At 37.4% G+C, this 21,145-nt stretch carries 17 protein-coding genes and 1 tRNA gene; 6 read left to right on the plus strand and 12 right to left on the minus strand.

Annotated elements, in window-relative coordinates:
- Nucleotides 1-214: 214 nt before the first annotated feature.
- A complete protein-coding gene (gene rimI / locus GWJ05_RS03405; protein WP_036934298.1) occupies nt 215-661 on the minus strand; it encodes a ribosomal protein S18-alanine N-acetyltransferase in 447 nt (148 codons plus the stop codon).
- On the minus strand, nt 630-1,040 hold the full coding sequence (locus tag GWJ05_RS03410) for a DNA polymerase III subunit psi (RefSeq protein ID WP_036934300.1): 411 nt from the start codon (nt 1,038-1,040) through the stop codon (nt 630-632). The genes rimI and GWJ05_RS03410 overlap by 32 nt, the downstream gene beginning before the upstream one ends.
- 129 nt (nt 1,041-1,169) lie before the next feature.
- On the opposite strand from GWJ05_RS03410, the gene rsmC reads away from it, so the two are divergent.
- Nucleotides 1,170-2,186, plus strand: a complete 1,017-nt coding sequence (gene rsmC, locus GWJ05_RS03415; RefSeq protein WP_072064368.1) for a 16S rRNA (guanine(1207)-N(2))-methyltransferase RsmC — start codon at nt 1,170-1,172, stop codon at nt 2,184-2,186.
- 169 nt (nt 2,187-2,355) lie between these two features.
- A tRNA-Leu gene (locus tag GWJ05_RS03420) sits at nt 2,356-2,442 on the plus strand.
- Between the two features lie 60 nt (nt 2,443-2,502).
- On the opposite strand, the gene GWJ05_RS03425 is transcribed toward GWJ05_RS03420, so the two are convergent.
- The 9 genes from GWJ05_RS03425 to serB form a co-directional block, all read right to left on the minus strand.
- A complete protein-coding gene (locus GWJ05_RS03425; RefSeq protein ID WP_087803379.1) occupies nt 2,503-2,766 on the minus strand; it encodes a DUF1435 family protein in 264 nt (87 codons plus the stop codon).
- 198 nt (nt 2,767-2,964) lie between these two features.
- Nucleotides 2,965-3,513, minus strand: coding sequence for a GNAT family N-acetyltransferase (locus GWJ05_RS03430; RefSeq protein WP_087803377.1), 549 nt, complete (start codon nt 3,511-3,513; stop codon nt 2,965-2,967).
- A 2-nt stretch (nt 3,514-3,515) separates the two neighbouring features.
- Complete coding sequence (locus GWJ05_RS03435) at nt 3,516-5,147, minus strand: Na/Pi cotransporter family protein (RefSeq protein ID WP_036934303.1); 1,632 nt, start codon at nt 5,145-5,147, stop codon at nt 3,516-3,518.
- A gap of 421 nt (nt 5,148-5,568) precedes the next feature.
- A complete protein-coding gene (phoA, locus tag GWJ05_RS03440; protein WP_036934304.1) occupies nt 5,569-7,008 on the minus strand; it encodes an alkaline phosphatase in 1,440 nt (479 codons plus the stop codon).
- 200 nt (nt 7,009-7,208) lie between these two features.
- A complete protein-coding gene (locus GWJ05_RS03445; RefSeq protein WP_226905384.1) occupies nt 7,209-8,765 on the minus strand; it encodes an alpha/beta hydrolase-fold protein in 1,557 nt (518 codons plus the stop codon).
- Between the two features lie 156 nt (nt 8,766-8,921).
- The gene (locus tag GWJ05_RS03450) at nt 8,922-10,061 is read right to left on the minus strand and encodes an ElyC/SanA/YdcF family protein (protein ID WP_052038429.1); all 1,140 of its coding nucleotides are present in this window, start codon (nt 10,059-10,061) and stop codon (nt 8,922-8,924) included.
- Nucleotides 10,062-10,444: 383 nt separating this feature from the next.
- Nucleotides 10,445-11,689, minus strand: a complete 1,245-nt coding sequence (gene nadR, locus GWJ05_RS03455) for a multifunctional transcriptional regulator/nicotinamide-nucleotide adenylyltransferase/ribosylnicotinamide kinase NadR (RefSeq protein WP_036934305.1) — start codon at nt 11,687-11,689, stop codon at nt 10,445-10,447.
- 11 nt (nt 11,690-11,700) lie between these two features.
- The gene (gene radA / locus GWJ05_RS03460) at nt 11,701-13,092 is read right to left on the minus strand and encodes a DNA repair protein RadA (protein WP_036934306.1); all 1,392 of its coding nucleotides are present in this window, start codon (nt 13,090-13,092) and stop codon (nt 11,701-11,703) included.
- 38 nt (nt 13,093-13,130) lie between these two features.
- Complete coding sequence (gene serB, locus GWJ05_RS03465) at nt 13,131-14,108, minus strand: phosphoserine phosphatase (RefSeq protein WP_036934307.1); 978 nt, start codon at nt 14,106-14,108, stop codon at nt 13,131-13,133.
- Nucleotides 14,109-14,217: 109 nt separating this feature from the next.
- Here serB and GWJ05_RS03470 point away from each other — a divergent pair, with 109 nt between their 5' ends.
- The 4 genes from GWJ05_RS03470 (at nt 14,218) to GWJ05_RS18505 (ending at nt 20,390) form a co-directional block, all read left to right on the plus strand.
- Nucleotides 14,218-14,946, plus strand: coding sequence for a YtjB family periplasmic protein (locus tag GWJ05_RS03470; RefSeq protein ID WP_052038430.1), 729 nt, complete (start codon nt 14,218-14,220; stop codon nt 14,944-14,946).
- A 226-nt stretch (nt 14,947-15,172) separates the two neighbouring features.
- Nucleotides 15,173-16,714, plus strand: a complete 1,542-nt coding sequence (locus GWJ05_RS03475) for a YjjI family glycine radical enzyme (protein WP_036934309.1) — start codon at nt 15,173-15,175, stop codon at nt 16,712-16,714.
- Entirely contained in the window at nt 16,686-17,549 is an 864-nt protein-coding gene (locus GWJ05_RS03480; RefSeq protein ID WP_036934312.1) for a YjjW family glycine radical enzyme activase, read from the plus strand. The genes GWJ05_RS03475 and GWJ05_RS03480 overlap by 29 nt, the downstream gene beginning before the upstream one ends.
- A 111-nt stretch (nt 17,550-17,660) precedes the next feature.
- A complete protein-coding gene (locus GWJ05_RS18505; protein WP_237585074.1) occupies nt 17,661-20,390 on the plus strand; it encodes an autotransporter domain-containing protein in 2,730 nt (909 codons plus the stop codon).
- Nucleotides 20,391-20,467: 77 nt separating this feature from the next.
- On the opposite strand, the gene GWJ05_RS03490 is transcribed toward GWJ05_RS18505, so the two are convergent.
- Nucleotides 20,468-21,112 carry an ATP-binding cassette domain-containing protein gene (locus GWJ05_RS03490; RefSeq protein ID WP_036934314.1) on the minus strand — a complete coding sequence of 215 codons (645 nt, stop codon included), beginning with the start codon at nt 21,110-21,112 and terminating at the stop codon, nt 20,468-20,470.
- Between the last annotated feature and the right edge of the window lie 33 nt (nt 21,113-21,145).

A 21,145-nucleotide genomic window follows, 5' to 3' on the forward strand; every position in this document is an offset into this window, starting at 1 on the left:
CAAATATTATTCACTATTTTAACACTGTTATAATCACATTTACCTTACAATGAAAACATGACAAAAGTGAAATTAAACCAATAAATTTCCATTAAGTAAAAATAAAGATAAATTTTAAATACAATTAATAAAAAAACAAATTCATGCACGCTATTTAAAATAAAAAAAACGCCTAAAAGAAGACGTTTTAAATTTAACTTAAATAAATATTTAATTAGAATGAAATAGGATAAGCCATGATAATCGCATCTTCATTTCCGTTTTTTGTCGGGTAATAATTTTTGCGCTTTGAAACAAAATTAAATCCTATAGATTCATAGAGATTGAACGCTTTTTCATTTGATTCTCGTACCTCTAACCATAAGGTAGTGATATTTTTTTTCTCAAGAATTTCAATTAGTTCAAGTAAAAGTGCTTTACCATAACCTTTCCCTTGATAGTCGGGATGAATCGCAATATTAAAAAGAGTTGCCTCATCTAATATTAATTGCGTAATTGCAAAACCTACAATAATATTATCAATGCAAATTTTCAGATTAAAATAATGACTTCCTTGGTTACTATAAAATGTTTCTTCACTCCAAGGGAATGAATGACTTAATTTTTCTATTTGCCATGCTAAAGGTAAATCAGCAGGGTTTAAGGGTGAAATGGTCTTCATATTGATAGATTTGTTTCCAAAGATCGCGTTTTGCATCGGCATCAAAATATAACTGATGTAATGAAGGGCTTCTCAAAGAAGTATATTCAGAGGGAAGAATGAGATCAGTGCCTAATAACCAGCAGGGAAGATCAAAAGATTCTGTGAGCATACTCACATCGTTTGTTGTAATACAATAGATTTCGTTTTTATCTATCCCCATGGCGCTAAAAATATCAGAGAAAAGCCCGTTATTTAGATCAACGGTATCATCAGTAATGATAAGTAAACGTGTTGTATCCGGAAATTGAACAGAATGCTCGCCTTTTAACACGGCAGGCTTACGAAGTACCCACTGACGAATTCCTAGTTGGGATAACATTCTGTCTTTACGGCTCATTATGCTTACCTATCAAGTGTAGAACAACGGTACATAGTATCAGAGGGCATAAACTACGCCAATAAATAGCGTCGGTTTCTTTATATCTGATATCATGCGTCTCATGTTTTTTAAGGAGTAATAATCATAATGTCCTCACTGTCCCCTGCTAGCGAAGTTATTCTTCGTCACCTAGATCATTTCGCAGACAGGCATGTACTTATTGCAGGTGATCTTCAAGATACTTTCGCGGCGCAAATTCAGGCGAAAAGTGTCAGAGCATATACCAACCAATATCACCAGTGGTTACCATTACTAAAATCAATGGGTGATAACGCACTCTTCGGTTTAGTTGCAGATCAGTCCTTTGTGAAATATTGCAATACCTTGATCTATTTTTGGCCTAAAAATAAAAACGAAGCCACTTTCCAACTGCGTAGCCTTTGCTCTAATTTACAAGTGGGTACTGAAATCTTTATCGTCGGTGAAAACCGTAGCGGTGTTAAAAGTGCCACTGAATTAATGAACGGTATCGCTAAACTTAAAAAAATAGATTCAGCACGCCGTTGCAGCTTATTTTTTGGTACTCAAACATATCAAACACTGTTTGACCGTAATAACTGGTGGCAAACTTACCGCCATGACGATCTTACTGTAATGGCATTACCGGGTGTCTTTAGCCAAAATGCATTAGATGAGGGTAGCCGTTTATTACTTTCAACTTTTGATGATGCAATGGTTGGCGATTTACTGGATATGGCATGTGGTTGTGGTGTACTTGCCACTGTACTCGGTAAGAAAAACCCAATGTTGAAACTGACACTGTGTGATGTGAATGCAGCGGCAATTTCTTCTAGTATCGCCACCTTAAACGTGAATGAATTAGAAGGTCGAGTCATTGCCAGTAATGTCTATTCTGCCGTTGAAGAGACCTATGATTGGATAATCTCAAACCCACCTTTCCATGATGGTTTAGGCACAAGCTATACAGCAGCCGAAGATATTATTCGTCTTGCACCAAATTACCTGAAAAAAGGCGGTAAATTACGCATTGTAGCGAATTCCTTTATCCCTTACCCCGACATACTCGATCATGTGTTTGGCTCTCATGAAGTACTCGCATCAACAGGTAAATTCAAAGTTTACCAAGCAACGAAGAAAGATTAATCAAAAGCCCTGTTATCTAAAACAGGGCTTTATTTTTGAGGCTGATTTTAAGTGATAATTCAGGGTGTTTTATTTTTCATCATTAAGATAATTTAGTGAAAAAAATAATTGACGCCAAAAATAAAAAGCATAGAATTCGCCTCCTATCTGCAAAGATAATGTTGAGATTGCGAGGGTGGCGGAATTGGTAGACGCGCTAGCTTCAGGTGTTAGTGTCCTTACGGACGTGGGGGTTCAAGTCCCCCTCTTCGCACCACTCAATTAACCTTTCTTTTTCTTGGCTTCCATTCAACCCCTCTTTTTACTGTTTTATTTGCTATCCGTGATACGCAACTAAAAGTGTCATCAAACTATAGGTCAACACTACGCCAGCGGGGATCATTACCCACATCTGTAATTTTTTATGGAATAACATCAATGTTGATAACAGCATTGAAACGACTAAAACTAACGTAAATGCAGATGTTCCAGCAATAGAGTGCATAATGACTGTAAATAAAGAAGAAACAGCTAACATTTCCCATAAACTGATACGAGATGTCCAAGAAGCGACTTGAGATAAGCGTGTTGATTTAGCCATAATAACTCACCATTAATGATAATGATTTTCATTATTATATATAACCCCAATGCCAAATCAACTTATATAATGAAAAAAAATAACTTTATATCCTTATTTTTTAAAGGGTTAAGTATACATTAAAATATAATAAACAAAAAACGCCTTATCATTTTAACAATAAGGCGTTTGATTTTATTATGTTATCAATAAACGAAATTATGCGTTATTTGGCTTTATAAAATAAAAGACCAAATGAATATCTTCTGGCTCTCTTTCATAAAGTTCAGGATCAGGAATATCAATTAAGCGACAGCCTAAATGCTGATAAAAGTTCACACTATTTTCAGAAGGTGTTGATGAGATATATAATCCATTTGCACCGTTTTCCTTCGCATATTTCACACAATAGCCAAAGAGTATTCGTGCTAAACCTTGCCCACGTTGCTGGTGGCTAACATGTAAAAAAGAGAGTTGAAGTAGAGTACCATTTTGACCGCGTTTTTTCGGATCAACACTTGCCGCAGCGACCAATCGATCATGTTCAAAAATGCCCCAAAAAGGCGCCCCTCGATCAAAGCTTTCAAGTAAAACAGGGGTGTAATGTTCTGCTTCACCTTCTGGCCAACCTTTCATATCAAAGCGCTGCTCTGATAAAAGCAACTTTCCTTCTTTTAATACATATAGCTTTTCAATAAGCTCAGTTCTATCGATGTCCCAAACTTGTGGAATTTCATTTCGTGTTAATTGACGAATAACATTTTTCATTATTAAAGATTAACCTGTTCTGATGATGATTCACTTCGTTCTAGTGCGTGGTAAGCCACCGCACAGAATAAGGAATTCAACCGTTTCATATCACCCAACAAACTGGTATGCAGAGAACTGGTTTCAATGCTTCGTATATTATGCAAATGAAGACGTTCTACATGTGCAAACGAGTAGCGTTGGTTGAGTAAACGGAAACGATGTTTTGCTCGACGTAACTTACGAGCATGTTCCATATTGCCGGAAACAAATACCGACATCGCCAGATTCAGATTACTTTGCAGACGCTCAAGGAGTGTCTGTAATTCACGACGCCCTTCCTCCGATAAAAATAAGTGATGATTTAAACCTTTACTCACCACTTCAGCAGACATACGCGCTATGATAGCGGATGATTGTTGTAAGTTCATCGCTGTATCAATAATTTCAGCCCAGCGCCGAGAATCCTCTGTTCCCAAATCATGCTGTTGAATTTGAGCCATATATAATTTAATACTGCTATGGAGTAATTCAACCTCTTCTTCTAACTGGCTAATTTCCCTTTTCTGCTGACGATCGCCTTCCATTAACGCCGTAAAACGTTGCAACATTTGTTCTACAACATCACCTAATCGTAGCGATTCTCTAACCGCATTAGCGATAGCTAAAGATGGAGTATCAATCGCTGATTGATCTAAATAACGAGGTGCAACTTCAGATCCCGTAGCCGGTAATTCAGGAATAAGTCGCTGACATAATTTTGCCATTATGCCGACAAAAGGGATCATCAATACACAGCGAGCGAGATTATAAATAACATGAAAATAGATCACGACTTCAGCAGATGAAAATCCGTATTGCTGAATTTTATTTGCAATAATAATTATCCAAGGTAAAACCAGCAACGCACCGATTAATTTAAAAAATAGGCTTCCTAACACCACTTGACGTGAGACAATACTTTGTCCTCGACTGCTCATTAATGCCAACAAACCACTACCAATATTAGAGCCAATAACGATGCATAAGCAGATATACAATGGCATTAGCCCTGTTGCACTTAATGTTGCAGTCAATAACACCGCGGCAAGACTTGAATAACTTACCATAGCAAACAAAGCACCAACTAAAAGCGCTAAAACAGTATCGCCACTTAATGAGGTAAAAATGGCTTTTACGGCGCTTGCATGTGTAATTGGCTCTGCGGATGTTACAATAAGTTGCAAAGCAAGAATAATTAAACCAAGGCCAATACCTACACGCCCTAATTGTCCGACTCGCTCTTTTTTTCGACTTAAAAAAGTAATTACCCCGATAAGAATAAGAAGTGGAGATAACCAAGAGAGATCAAATGTCAGTACTCGCGCCATTAACGCCGTACCGACATCCGCCCCCAACATAATAACCAGTGCAGGCGTAATCGAAATCAGCCCTTGCGTCACAAAAGAGATAACCAAAAGTGCCGTTGCATTACTACTTTGAACTAATGCCGTTACACCAACCCCCGCAAGAAAAGCATTGGATTTTTTATTAATACTTTTACCTAAAATTCGGCGCAAATCAGAGCCGAAAACACGCATTATCCCAGTACGAACAATATGTGTTCCCCATACAAGAAGCGCGACTGATGAGAGTAAATGAAGCAGTGTCAGCATAGAAATAACAACCTTATTTTTATCATTGTTTGTTTGACTCTGTTCTCCTTCAATCTCATAAAAAAGAGAAAGACCATGAGCAGATAAATTATCTGAGAAAAGATTTTTATTGGTAATGCCTTAATAACACAGTGCGTTATTAGACAAAAAGATATTGCAACTTAAGCACAATAATCAATGGAGAAGTTGAGAATATTACATAGATTAATTCGTAAATTCTGTTAATTATAACAGAGAATATGTCATTTTCAAAGTCGCACTACAAATAACCCATTGATTTATTATCATTTTATTTTTCATGTATCAAACGTTCAATAAAAAAACGCGACCAGAGGGTATCTCTCTAGGTCGCGCAAAAATACAACAATTTAGTAAGGCAATTCGACTACATGTTCAGACAGACTATTAAATCAACTTAAATTTATTTCAGGCCCATTGCATCACGCATGGTGAAGAACAAGTCCGTTTGATCTGTTAATCCAACTACATTAGCTGCATGTGGACCGTAAGCCGCAACTCGTAATTGTGCCCCCGTATGCTCTTGAGATCCTTCTTCTGAGTTACCGTAATTCACCACCATAACCGCACCATCTTTGGTAATAAGTGCTTGTGTTAATCCACTTGATTTCACATCAGCTTCTATAATTTGACTTGAATGCGCGTGGTCAGCTGTAACAATAATCAGAGTGTCACCGTTTTGTTTAGCAAAATCTAAACCGATCTGTACAGCTTCATCTAACGCAACTGTTTCACCGATTTGACCACAAGGATTAGCATTATGATCTTGCTTATCAATAGAGGCACTTTCGACTTGTAAGAAGAAGCCATTTTCATTGGTTTTCAGTAAATCAATCGCTTTTTTGGTCATTTGTGCCAGTGTTGGCGCATTAGGGTCAAGTTTAGAGTTAGGTTTACATTCTAATGGCGGGTTATTGATATTGCCATGATAAACCGCTTTAGGCCCTTCCCACGCTACAGCCATATTGCCCTCATGGAATAACCCTAATACTGGCTTATCTTGATTCGCCAAAGTAATGGCGTCTAATGATTTAGCATCTTTGACGATTTGATAACCACGTTCAATGGCTTGTTGTTCTAATGTTTTACCTTTGTATTCACCCGCTACTGCGGTTTGAGCAAAACTTTTTGCACCGCCCCCTAATGTAACATCTGCACGAGTCACTAGTAGTTGCTCAGAGATAGAACCTTTACCGCCATTTTCTAATGCATTAGTTGAGCATTTTTCTAAGGTTTCAACAGGACCATAACATTTACGTCCAGTGACATGAGAAAATAGTGCGGCAGGTGTTGCATCTTGAATTTCTGATGTCGTCACGTTCCCCGTTGCCTTTCCGTTAGCTTTTGCTAATTCTAAAATGGTTTGATGATCCTTACCAAATACATCAATCCCTAATGCACCATTATACGTTTTCACACCCGAAGCCCATGCCGTTGCTGAGGCTGCCGAATCTGTGACATAGTTAGGTTTTTGTGTTTTTCTGTCTAATGAATAGTGTGTATATTGACCCGTCATCGGTAATGCATCAATACCTTTAAAAAAACCACCCGCACCTTCAGCGTAGTTACGTGCAACAGTGATTTCAGAATCCCCCATACCATCACCAATAAAGAGGATCACATTTTTCGCTTGATTATTATTTAAAGCTGCTTTTAATGCCTCAGTTTGATCTTGAGTCATACGGCGAGCACCGCCAAATTCTGTGATATTACCTTTTGCTGCGCGATCTTGTGCCAAAATTGCATCCGCAGCAACGGGAGCAGCAAAAGAAGGGAAACTCGCACCAGCCAATAGCGTTGTGACAATAACGGATAAAATAGAACGTTGGTAACGATGAGACATAGCTTTTTCCTTGCACTCTAAAGTAAAAACAAGATTAATGTTTTAAGTCAGAAAAAGCTTACGGTAGTTAAATGACAAAGAAATGAAGAGTAAAAGCAATTTTGATGACAGCTTTATGACAGGTTAGTGACAAGAACGAAGCTTATACTATGCATTATCTTGTATAAGCTTCTATTGTATTACGATTGAGTCCTGAGAGATTAATTTTCTTGTGTTAGTGCTTTTGTTCCCAGATACAGTGTTTCACACCAAGAGATATAATCATGTCCACTGGCCATTTCGAGTGATTTAACAGGGTAACCTTTTTGTTCTAAAACTTGTTTAAGATGGCGATTATTATTTAGAATTCCCCCTTTATCTCCACGGCTTTCAAATAGTCCTGCTTCTAAGAAAAACTGTAATGGTTTTTTATCCGCTTGCTTAAATTGACGAATAAGCCATTCTGGTTCTTCATTTTCAGGCGCCCACCAATAGGAGCCAGACATACTGAGTACTTTGCCAAAGCGCTCAGGACGATTAAATGCAATCCATGAAGAAGCTAATCCACCATAACTAGAACCTGACACTATCGTTTCTTCCCCCGAGACATGGATACCTTTCTCTTTTTCTAACCAAACAAACAATTCATCAGCTAAAAAACGGTAAAAATCAGGATTGGGTGGTAATTCGATCCCACGTCGATCGCCATCAATACTGTCAACAAATAGGATCATGATTGGCGGTAATTTCCCCTCTTCGATCTGTTTATCAAAAAACTTATCAATACCATATTGGCGACGATAAGTTTGCCCATCAAATAATACAAGAAGTCGAGGCGTTTCCATTTTTTGAGCTGGCAGGTAAAGTGCTATTTCACGATCATTATTTAAGATCTCGCTGTGAAAGCGAACAATCTCTGTCTTGCCTTTCATTGCTCTATCAAGAATATCAGGCAAATGGCATTCGCGCTGACGGTCTAATGACAACAAAGAGAAATGATTATAAATATCCTCTGACTGACTTGGTGAATCGTGAGAATTCAACGGATCCGCCTGTGCTGTGGTTAAAATCGCGCGACGTTGTTCAAAGGGTTCTGCATTTTCAATAACCGGAACATCAGGGGCTAATTTATATTGCATTAATGTATCGTTAGGCACGATATAACTACGATACCAAATATCACTATTGGGTAAATGAGTTAACGGATCATGGTTACCTTCAGGTGATCCCAGCAAATAGACATTCTTTTTTGCGCCTTGCCAGAGAAAAGTTACTCGCTTTTTATCATGATCATAAGGCTCAATCAGAGGAGTCCCTTCTTGGTGTATTTGTTGCCAAAATGCCTGAATATTTTTTTGATCAAGTTGTTTAGCGAGAGTTTGCAAACGAGGGCTAGTTGGTGCAATACCAGCATCTTTATCTAAAGGTTGATAAGGTTGTGTTGTTAGCATGAATAGCCACTGGTTTTTAGCTTCACCTTGTGCAACTAATTGATAATTAGCAGTTTCAGGTAATAAAAAACGTACCTTTTGTTGCCCGTCAGCGGGAATATCTTTTAATAAATGACGAAGATGAGTACCATCTTGTTTCTCTAACCGTAAATTTTGTATCCCTTTTACGCTTAATTCAACATAACGTTGACTTTCTAAATGAGTGGTAAAACACACCGTGTCGTTATCAAACTGGCCTGTCATTTCTTTATTTTCTGTCACTGTTAAGCAACTGGCAAAACTTGAAAAAGAGGCCATCAACATGCATATCATCAGAGGAATTCTCACTTTATTTCTCATTATTAACTATTGTGAGAAACAATGGTAATGATAATTGTTATCATTACAATAAATAAAATGGCTGTATATCATCAAAATTATTTTTAACCTCAAATAAAAAAGCTCAAATAATTTATTTGAGCTTTTTTATGATCCAATATTAAATTAACGCTCTTCTAACGGATAGCTACGGAAGCTCCATAAGCCCAGCGCCTTTAAGCCATCACGATAAATACCTTGGATATCTGATTTGCTCGCTTTTTGTAATTCCGCTAAGGGTTTATCAGGTGCAACAACCGTTAAGTAAGTAATATCACTTGGGCCACTTTGCCAACTGGCAAGCGTGAAAATTGCGTCTGCACGACGGACATGACTACCAGAGCTAATAATAACAGCCGTTTTAATACGATGTTTAGTTAATGCATAACGACTAAATAACGCATTTTCGACCGTTGTACGTGCATAGTTCTCTTGGAAAATACGTTCTGGTGCAATACCGTTTTTTACCAACCAATCGGCCATTAATTTCCCTTCCGTTTGATGTGCTTTTGGCACGCCCCCCGTAACGACAATCATGGCTTCTGGTAATTGTTTAGCCACTTCTAAAGTTTTATTTAAGCGTTCAATTAAAATCTTATTCATTGTGCCATCAGGATTTAAGGCATACCCCAATGTCACAATCGCGTTGTTATCTTTGGTTTTATTTAGTTTGGCCAAATCTGCTGGTGTCAATTTATCACTTAACGGCATTTTGCTTACGCGATCAATCTCTGCAAAAAAACGACTGACTTCTTCAGCTTTAGCCGGATTTAATGATTTTAATTTATTGAAATATGCTTCACTTTCTTTATCTTTGCCTTCAAAACGAGTCCACGAAGTGACGTAAATTAGCGCATCAATATCATCAGGGGCCGCTTCTAAAATCTGTTTATAAATAGTAATAGCGCGAGGGACATCATTGTTATAGATATAAGCACTAGCAGTACTAAATAATAAATCGAGGCGATAAGGCTCTAACTTATAAGCTTGTTGCAATTTTTGCGCCACTATTTCCATATTTGATGGCAGTTTTCCTGTAAAGCCTGCATCCGACACTCGTGCCGGCGACTTAAATGCATCTAACGCATCTTGGATCAAGCTATCAACAGTTTGACGCTGAGAAACATATTGCTGATAACTATTATCTGGCTGATGAACTTTTTGGTAAGCCAATGCAGTTGATGAGACGGTAAAACCTAAAGCTACTATCGCTAACGAAATGACCGTTTTCTTGATATGAAGTGAAACACGGGAAGGTTGCGCCATTATCTTATCCTTTTACGAAAAATAGTCTGCTTCTTCACCTGAGCGAATGAAGATAGAGTGTGTAACTCCTCACACCTAATGACAAAAGAAATACACACCGATAAATCTATACCTAATATCTATCATAAAGATCCCTGAATTAATTTTCAGTAACCTTTTTCACCTTATTGAAAAAAATAGCATTATTACGTAGATAGCTTATTTGACAGTTTCTTTTATATATTTTTATCTTTTGGTTAATGATTTTGTTCTGATAGATCATCAGTGATAAAGAATAAAAAAACGATTTATTCTTTAGTGGAAAGTGAAAAGTTTGAAATCGTATTATTTATTTTGTTCTTCAATGTAAAAACGCCACTAATGGCGCTTTTTACATTATATTTTTACTCAATATGCTTTGATTGCATCATCAATAATTCTCTGACTAATTCGACACAACTTAAGAAGCGTTCGTCATAATCGGGAGAGTTAACTTTAATATATTCAATATTGTTTTTATCAAGCATTTCCATGAGTAAGGTTTGAAAACGGCGACGATCTTTATCACTGCCTAAACTGCGTAAACCATCCGCTACCCATGGCGTATTATTTTCTAAAACAATCACTAAATCAAAACGATACTCATCAATAAGCGCTTGAACAAAAGGGTGTTCTTTACCTTCATAGCGTAAACAAAACGCTTGGGTGGTGACAAAATCCGTATCAATAAAAGCCACTTTATTGGCATATTTAACTGCAAAATCAATATATTGAGCATGTCCCAATGCAATTTTATCGTAGTCCGAATATTGCAATGCCATCTCATCTCCCCCTAAATGAGAGAAAACATAATCACGACCATATTCCCATGCACTGGTTGTATTAAAAATATTGGCAAGCTTATTGACTAACGTTGATTTACCGCTAGATTCACCGCCTAAAATAGCAACTGTACGTACAAAGAAAGGTTTGACTTCTGTTGGAATATATTCCCAATATTTAAAAGGTGCTTGGCGAATTTGACTGCCACTGATATTCATAAATGAGCGTTCTGGATCAATCAATACCGTTTCAATCCCTAAGAAAGCATTATATTGATCTGCATCATCACGTTCACTGGTATAGATGAAATCAGGCGTTATTTGTTTTTCACGCAAAAAGGTTTTTATCCCTTCACTCCACATTTCCCAGCCATGGGGCTGTGGTTCGATACCGTGCTCATCAAACTCATGAATACGGATATTCTTTTGATATTTAAAGGTTTGTAATAACCAGCGCAATCTGTCACTCACTGTGGGTTGTTGAGACATCGCACTGTTAATAAATAGATCCTTATCGCGAGGTTCGTCATGGCAGAGGATCACATGTAATTCATCAACTTGGCTACAAGCACGTTGAATTAAATAAATATGTCCTGTGTGAAGAGGATAAAACTTACCAAAAATAACACCAATTGTTTTCTTTTTCATGGGATATTCTAATCCTAAAAATTGGTGTAATGCGGACATCTTTTGCGCACTAGGGCTCTTGATTTTATTATTAATCAATTGGCTAAGATAGCCTTTTGTCATATCACTTTCATCAGCAACGTGTTGTAAGGTATACCCATTTTTTCTGATAGCCTGTTTGATATAATCAAAAGGTCCCATAATTAGCTCCTTTAGAAGTCTTCTAAATCATCAAGAACAGATAATGCATCTGACAGTTTTTTCACACCATACACTTTCATATCCGGTGGATTTTTCTTTGGCATATTTGCACTTGGTACAATAGCGCGTTTAAAACCATGTTTTGCTGCTTCTGCGATGCGCTCTTGTCCACTAGGTACAGGGCGAATTTCACCAGCAAGGCCAACTTCGCCAAATATCACTAAATCACGTGGTAAAGGGCGATTACGAAAACTCGATACTAATGATAATAACAAAGCTAAGTCTGCACTCGTTTCTGTGACTTTTACCCCCCCCACGACGTTGACAAAAACGTCTTGATCAGACATTTGTAACCCACCATGGCGATGTAACACAGCCAGTAGGATAGCGAGTCGATTTTGCTCTAATCCCACAGCCACACGACGCGGATTTGATAGCATTGAGTGATCAACTAAGGCTTGGATCTCAACCAATAAAGGCCTTGTTCCTTCCCATACCACCATTACAGAACTGCCTGATGTGATTTCATCCCCTCGACTTAAAAAGATAGCTGAAGGATTGCTCACCTCTCGTAATCCTTGCTCAGTCATTGCAAAAACACCTAACTCATTAACAGCACCAAAACGGTTTTTATGACTACGTAAAGTACGAAAACGAGAGTCTGTTTCGCCATCCAACATAACAGAGCAGTCAATACAGTGTTCCAGTACTTTTGGCCCAGCTAAGGTGCCATCTTTTGTGACATGGCCCACCATAATAATGGCAACATCATTGGTTTTAGCAAAGCGAGTCAGATAAGCAGCCGTTTCACGAACTTGAGCAACACTGCCCGGTGAAGATTGAATATCCGCCATATGCATCACTTGAATAGAGTCAATCACCATCAATTTAGGCTTTTCTTGTGAAGCAATTAAACAGATTTGCTCAATGCTGGTTTCTGACAACATATTCAGTTCTGCGGTCGGTAAACCTAATCGATGTGCTCGCATCGCAACTTGTTGGAGCGACTCTTCACCAGTGACGTACAGCGTTTTCATTTCTGTTGCTAGACGACACATAGTTTGTAGCAATAACGTACTTTTACCCGCTCCGGGACTTCCCCCAATTAAAATTGCACTTCCAGGAACAACACCACCGCCTAATACACGGTCAAACTCTTTAAATCCTGTCGAAAATCGGGGTAATGCTTCAAGACTAATGTCAGATAATTTTTGAACTCGGCTAACGCCTTTTGCATCACCAGCAAATCCACTAAAGCGCTCATTACGGGAAGAAGGCGCAGCTGCAAGACGAATTTCTGTAATTGTATTCCACGCATGGCAAGCCGAACATTGCCCTTGCCAACGAGGATAATCTGCACCACATTCATTACATACAAAGGCTCTTTTAGCTGCTTTTGCCACACATCTCTCCCTATGATAATCATTCTAAAAAACGCCTTTTAGCGTTCTTCGTGTTTTAAACCACCACTTAAAATACACATCACACCCATTAAATCAGCATGACGAATAGCCACTTTTGCCTGAGCATACACTTTAGGTTTTGCATGATAAGCAATACCCAGTCCGGCTTTTCTTAACATTTTAAGATCGTTTGCGCCATCACCAATGGCAATGGTTTGCTCCATTGGGATCTCTAAATCTTTTGCTAAACGCGCAAGCACTTGTGCTTTGTATTTCGCATCAACAATGGTGCCTTTAACTTTACCTGTTAGTTTGCCATCTTTAATTTCAAGATGGTTAGCAACAGCAGCCACTAAACGTAATTTTTGTTTTAAGTTATCAGCAAAATAAGTAAAACCCCCAGATGCGATAGCAATATGCCAATCCATTGCCTGAAGTTTGCGCACTAAGCTCGTTAATCCTGGCATTAGTGGTAAATCATCCATCACTTTTTGTAAAATAGAAGCGTCCGCGCCTTTAAGTTCAGCAACACGGAGTTTTAAACTTTCACTAAAATCCATTTCGCCTTGCATCGCGCGTTCTGTTATTGCCGTAACTTTATCTCCAACTCCCGCAAGTTTAGCGATTTCATCAATACACTCAATTTGAATAGCCGTTGAATCCATATCCATCACTAAAAGCCCAGGAGAACGTAAGCGAGGGATTTCACCGAGAGGGACAACATCTAGGCCACATTCATCAGATAAACGGCGAATTCGACGAGTTAGACTACCTGCAATACGCACCACTTGGTAATCATCAATACGCCATGAAGAAACCACCACGATTGCCACACCTAATTTATGTTGGAATTCGCTTATTCTTTTCTTATCAAGTTCACGTCCATAAAGTAACCACCCACTATCGCCAGCGCGGTAATCTAGTGGCATTACCTCTTCGCCACTGAGTGATAACGGCAGACCTGGCCATTTACGGATTTCATCCGGTAAATAGCAATAGGTCAGACTATTTGACATACTTATTCTCCTGTTTTCCCCTGTCTGAACAAAATAATCGTTATTCAGCCTATTCTATCTCAGGCTCATCTGGCAACATGCACATACTTGCTTACGCAAAAGGATGAACATGCTTAAAGACAAACTAAAATTCAAACTACAAAAAACGGCGATTATACTGATTTGTATCGCACTATTGGCATTTCTTATGCAAGGCGCGTCTTATTTTAGCCGTGCTAATCAGCATGCCCGTATTACCCAGTTTGAAGAGCTTGCAAAAACGCTGGCAGAACAAGTTGCGTTCTCTTTATCCACGTATCTGGATGACAGTAGCAAAGATAACGTAAATCCCCTCATTATGGCTAATTTAAATCATCTTACCCACAATAGTCGGGTGCTTGACGCCAGTCTTTATTTAGAAGATGGGACACAAATAGCGCATAGTGGTGAAAATGTCACTGTTAAAGAGCGATTAGCACTAGAAGGGCAAAAGAGTGGCGGTTCTTTTAATCACCAACTTGTTGTTCCCGTACCGGGTAAAGATAAACCAAAAGGTTTTTTAAGGCTGACATTAGATACTCATCAGTTGATCACAGAATCAAGTCAAGTCGATAACACAACGAATTTATTACGCGTCATGTTATTAGTTGCACTTGCCATTGGCTTTTTGCTTTCTCATAACCTGCTTCAGTTAACCCCCGTTCATTGGCAACAATCCCCCTATTTATTAACGGCCAATTTGCCGCCTCGTACTGAAAAAGAGGACGTTGAAGAAAACGAAAATCATGAAGAAAATGAATCAAAAGAGAGTGTCAAAGAGGAAAATAATGACACTGATAATAGAATAGGTAAAACATAACGCTTTATTCTTTTAACAAATGACTCAGTGAGTTTAGTCAATAATTAGCTAAGCTCACTTTTTTAACCTCAGTTATTTAGATATATCTAATTTATGCGTATTTTTGTGCTATTTCCTTAATCTTTAAAGGGGTTTTGTTTAAAGTCACGGTAAATTTCAACCAAGTCATTAACCTAAAAAGATAAGTTTTAAATCTTTTTCTGGCTCTTTGAGTACTGAGGTGGTTATGACTGAACAATCCGTTATCCAACGTTGTCGACAAATCGTAGAAAATCCAACCCTTTCTCCTGAACAAAAACGCCATTTTCTTGCATTAGAAGCTGAAAATATGTTGCCTTATCCATCACTTCCTGAGGATGCAACTAAAGCGCTTAATGAACGGGTTATCTGTGATATGTATGAAGGTCACGCCCCATATAAACCGCGTTATGTTTTACCTGATTATGCGAAGTTTTTAGCGCAAGGTTCTCGTTATTTAGAGCTAGAGCCCGCGCAAGACTTTGACGACGCTTTAAACATGCTGACTATCCTTTATCATCATGTTCCTTCTGTAACCTCTATGCCTGTTTATTTAGGCCGTATTGATAAAATCCTACTACCTTATGTTGGCGAGCTAACCGAAGAGCAACTTTACCCAAAATTAAAGCGCTTCTGGCGCTATCTTGATAGAACACTCCCAGATGCTTTTATGCACGCCAATATTGGTCCAGAAGACTCTGTTCTTACACGTTTAATTCTTAAAGTGGATGTTGAGCTTCAACAAGTCGCCCCCAATCTCACGTTTATTTATGATGCAAATTCAACACCTTCTGACTTATTGCATCAAGCCATCACCAATATTTGCCATAGTAGCAAACCCCATATTGCCAACGGCACATTGCAAGATGCGGTATTTGGTAAAGATGAATATGGCATTGTAAGTTGTTATAACTCCTTACCTCAAAGTGGTGGTGGTAGCACCTTAGTGCGTATAAACCTCAAAGAGGTTGCACAACGTAGCCAAAATAGCTCTGATTTTCTTAATAATGTATTGCCTTTTTATATGCAAAAACAGATTGAGATCATTGATGCTCGTTGTGAGTTTCTCTATGAGAAATCTAACTTCTTTAAACAGAGTTTCTTAGTTGAAGAAGGATTGATCTCACCTGATCGTTTTGCCCCTATGTTTGGTATTTATGGCATGGCAGAAGCAGTAGCGTTTTTACTTGAAAAAGAAGGCAAGCAAGTTGCCTATGGTGATAATGAATCTGCCAATAAACTCAGTTATGTTATCAGTGAAAAACTAGCACAATTTGTCGCAGATACACCGGTTAAATATGGTTGGAAGCATCGAGCTATGTTGCATGCACAATCAGGTATTAGTTCTGATATTGGCACAACCCCTGCAACTCGCATTCCTTATGGTAAAGAGCCTGATCCTGTTACCCACTTAATAACGGTTGCTCCTCACCATCAATTTTATACCTCAGGAATTAGCGATATTTTAACGGTTGATGAAACCATCAAACAAAATCCTGATGCCCTAATGCAACTCTGCTTAGGGGCATTTTCCTCTGGATTAAGAGAATTTACTGCCAATGTAGGTGGTAATGACCTCGTTCGTGTTACAGGTTATATGGTGCGTTTATCGGATTTAAAAAAATACAAAGAAGAAGGCTCCCGCCTTAATACCACTTGGTTAGGTGATGAAGCCACAGCAAACTGCCATATCGCTGAACGTAAACCACGAGTTATCAGTCATGAACAGCAGATGCGCTTCGATAAATAAGATACTCCCTTTCTCTTGTGTTGATGGCCCAGGCAATCGTCTAGCCATCTTTCTGCAAGGGTGTAACCTGCGGTGTAAAAATTGTCACAATCCTTACACGATGGGGATCTGTGACAATTGTGGTGACTGCATTCCAACTTGCCCACAGCAAGCACTTTCATTACAAAATGGTGTGATAAGTTGGAACAGCACCAGTTGTGAACAATGTGACACTTGTATTCAACAATGCCCACGACAATCAAGCCCGATGACATTAACCTATACTGTTGATGAGCTAATGGCTATTACACGCAAATATGCAGCATTTATTAATGGCATCACAGTAAGCGGTGGTGAATCCACGTTACAGCTACCTTTTTTGATTGATTATTTTAAAGCAATCAAAGAAGCACCCGATCTTAAACACCTTACTTGTTTAATCGACAGTAATGGCACTCTTTCCCTTAATGGCTGGCAAAAAATCGCTCCCTTTATGGATGGTGCCATGATCGATTTAAAAAGTTGGAATGAAGATACTCATATTTATTTAACGGGTAGAGGTAATCAACGGATTAAAGAATCAATCAAATGGTTAGCTAAGAATAATTTACTTACAGAATTACGCCTTTTATATATTCCGGAGAAAACTGATTATTTAGAGAATATTGAATTACTTTCTCAATTTATTAATTCACTTGGTGAATCTGTATTGATCCGTATTAATGCATTCCATCAACATGGTGTTTATGGAGAAGCCAGCAATTGGCGTGCAGCTTCTCAACAAGAAGTTATTATTTTAACGAATGAATTTAAAGCTAGAAACATTAATTCAATTAAAATACAAAATATTTATTAAATATAATAATTCAACCCCATTAAATATTATAATTTATGCAAACTTATCTATTTGACTTTAATTAACTCAGAAGATAATCTCATTTAGAAAATCTCTTTATGGGCTCCTGCTATGAAAATAAAACATAAATCAATATTATTGATAACATACTCAATATATATATTTCCAATTAATTCCCATGCTAATTATGATATAAAAGATATGGGTAATTCAAATTATAAACCCTTTAGCATTTCAAATAATGCAACCCAATATTATCAACTTCGAAATAATAAACATAACGATATAAAATATAAACATGGTAAAATATTAGATAAGACTAATTATAATCAAAAACTATTTACTCCTTTTGGAAGTGTCTATGTTTATACTGCCATAGATGATGATACGCTTTTAAAATATAATATATTTGCAGATAATATAAATAATGAAAATCAAAAAGAGCTACCGTCTTACGATATAAGAAAGTCATCATTTTTTAATGAAAGCATTCTTCCCAGTGAATTATTTATCAGCACAGATGGCGGTATCACTCATAAGAAAATAAATAAGGGGAGAGATGAACGATTAGATACCCTTTATCTAGATAGAATCTCTTATAATGGTGAAGTTATCGTTGGTTATGCAACAGAGTCTAAATCAAGGTTAACTGAGATAACTTATAACGTTAATGGTTGCTCAGGTTATCCTTTATGTCATACTTTTATCTACAATAGTAGAAATGATATATTTACAATCCTAGATAATAAGATAAATATTCATCATCTTACTAAAGATGGTAACTTTATTTTATATTCCTCAAATAAAGAAAAAAATTTACATATATATGATATAGCTAAAAAAGAAAGTTTTATCCTTAGCATTGAAAATATTAACCATTATTTACCAGCGCACCCTGAAAAAGACATCTTACTTTTAGCAATAAGCTCTCCTCCAATTTTAGATAAAATAAAGAAAAGAAATGTTGATATCCAAAAAGTAAGTGATAATGCTCAGGTAATTATTGGCCAACTCGATAGAAATCTATCTAAAAAACAACTCATTGATGCTGGATATCCTAAAGTAGCTTTTATTACTAGAGAAGAAGGGCCAATAAAAGAAGTGAGCTACTCTGATTTTGGTTCATCTAAATTTACTGCTTTTTCAGAAAATGGCAATTATAGTGTTGGCTGGGGCGAAATTTGGCATGCTGATTATGAAATAAAACTACCTCATAGCATAAAAAAATCTTCTTCACTTTTTAGCCATGCACTACTCTATGATTTCTCGAACGATAAGCTGAAGAATATAGGTAACCTTTCTAAAAAAACAAATGAAGCACAATTTCGAAATGCAAGAGCTATGGATATCTCAGCTGATGGTCAATATATCGTGGGATGGTCTGAAACGGATCATTATAATTACGATACAATCCCAATGGATTCATCAAAAAAAGGGCCGGAAACGTTTATTATATTCCATCGTCATGCCTTTCTTTACTCAAACGAAATCATGTACGATTTAGGAACCCTTGACGAAGGTAATGATTCTGAAGCACATTCAATTACTGACGATGGAAGAATTATTTATGGTTTATCTACTGATAAACATAATAATTGGCGCCAAGTCATTTGGAAGAGTAATAAAATCAGTAATGAATACTTTAATAATGAAAAACAAAAATTTACTGACGATGCAAGAGAAAAAGAACGCTTAGCCGAGATAGCCAAACAACAAGAAGCTCAAGCTGAAAAAGAGCGTTTAGCTAAAGAGCAAGCCGATAAAGCCAAAGCCGAGCAAGAGCGCCTAGCTAAAGAGCAAGCCGATAAAGCCAACGCTGAGCAAGAGCGCCTAGCTAAAGAGCAAGCCGAAGAGAAAGCAGATACCAAACCACCCGTTGTGATCAGCAAACCTATCGACATTGAAAACACCTATAAATCAATACAATTAGTCGCTGAAAATGGCTATAAACTGATAGATATGCAACAAGGACAACTGCGCTATTTAGCTTCTGCAACCTGTTCTGTCGGTACTAAAAAAGCCTGTATTAGTGGGTTTGCGCACTACCAAAATGTAAATAAAGCCAATGCAACACAAACGGGGTTAAGTGGTGCTTATCGTTTTGATATTAACCATATTCCATTAGTTGTAGGGCTTGCCATTGATACAGATATCTCTTCTTCATTACCTAAAGGCTATCAATATCAAGGTTATGCATTACCTTTAATTGGTTTTAGCCTAGATTTAATACCCTCACTCAATGCTGAATTAAATAGCAATGCATTACATCTGTCATTAAAAGGCGCTTATTTAAATCGTAAAGTTTCTATTGAAAGACAAGCATTAGCAGATTCTGAATCAGGTAAAGGCAATAGTAAGATATCTGGTTATCACATTGATTTGCAAGGCTCTTATCCATACGCCATATCAAATGAATTTATGCTTACACCATTTGTAGGACTTACTTTTAATCAAATCTCACGTTCAGCTTATAGTGAAACTCAAAATGCCCAATTTGCAGCACACTATGATGCCCTCAAAATGCATTCATTATTAGCCAAAATAGGATTGGGTATGGATCATTTATTAGGTTCCTCTTTCATACTAAATACAAAAGCAGGATTACTGTGGAACTTATCACATTATCAAGGAAACTTCCGTAGCCATATTGACTATTTAGGTCAACAACAAATTGATTATTTAGAAAATAAAAAGCAGTTAAAACAACGTCCATTTGTTCATATTGGATTAATGTATCAAGTGGATAAACACTCATCTATTGGTACGAAAGCAAATTGGGAAATGACTACATATCGCAATCACGATATGCAATTTGGTATTGACTACACTTATCGCTTCTAATTCCTTATTGTTTTGTTTAGGGTTAATTTTAGCTGTATTATTTAGCTTCCTATAAAAATATAGGAAGCTCTTTTTTATTAGCTGATTGAAGAATTCAAATTTAAAATAGTAGAATTATTTTTTTCTTCATTAACCCACCACACCTTCGTCGATACTTTTTCAAGCAGTGCTTTATTGTGGCTAAAAATAATCAAACTTAAAGGACGCTTCTGACTTTCATCGATCAATACTTGCCAAATATCAGCTTGAATTTTCGCATCTAATTGTGCCGTGACTTCATCTGCAATCAATATTTGAGTACGAGGATCTAACGCACGTAATAACGCAATACGTGCCAATTCTCCGCCAGATAGTTCATTAGGTCTACGTGTTAACCATTCTGATTTTATTCTTAATTTTTCAAACCAATCTTTATCTGGCGACCAAGCATCACGAACACTATCTCCTGTTGTTCTAAACGGATTAAAACATTTATCAGGATGCTGAGGGACTAATTGAATAGGGCAATAACCCTTGTTAGATAATGGTTTGCCATTAACAAGAATTGAACCTTGAGTTGGTGCTTGCCACTGCGCTAGAACACGACCTAATGTCGTTTTTCCTGTACCGCTTGGCGCTGAAATACCCAGCCTTTCTCCAGCCTCTAACGAAAAGGAGAGATCTTGCCATAACACCTTACCTGCTTGCTGAACAGATAATTGTTTTAACTCTAAAAGTGGCATAAAGATAACTCCAGCAATAAGAAAGCTTAATAA

This window comes from Proteus sp. G2626 (assembly GCF_009915985.1).
GTDB lineage: Bacteria > Pseudomonadota > Gammaproteobacteria > Enterobacterales > Enterobacteriaceae > Proteus > Proteus vulgaris.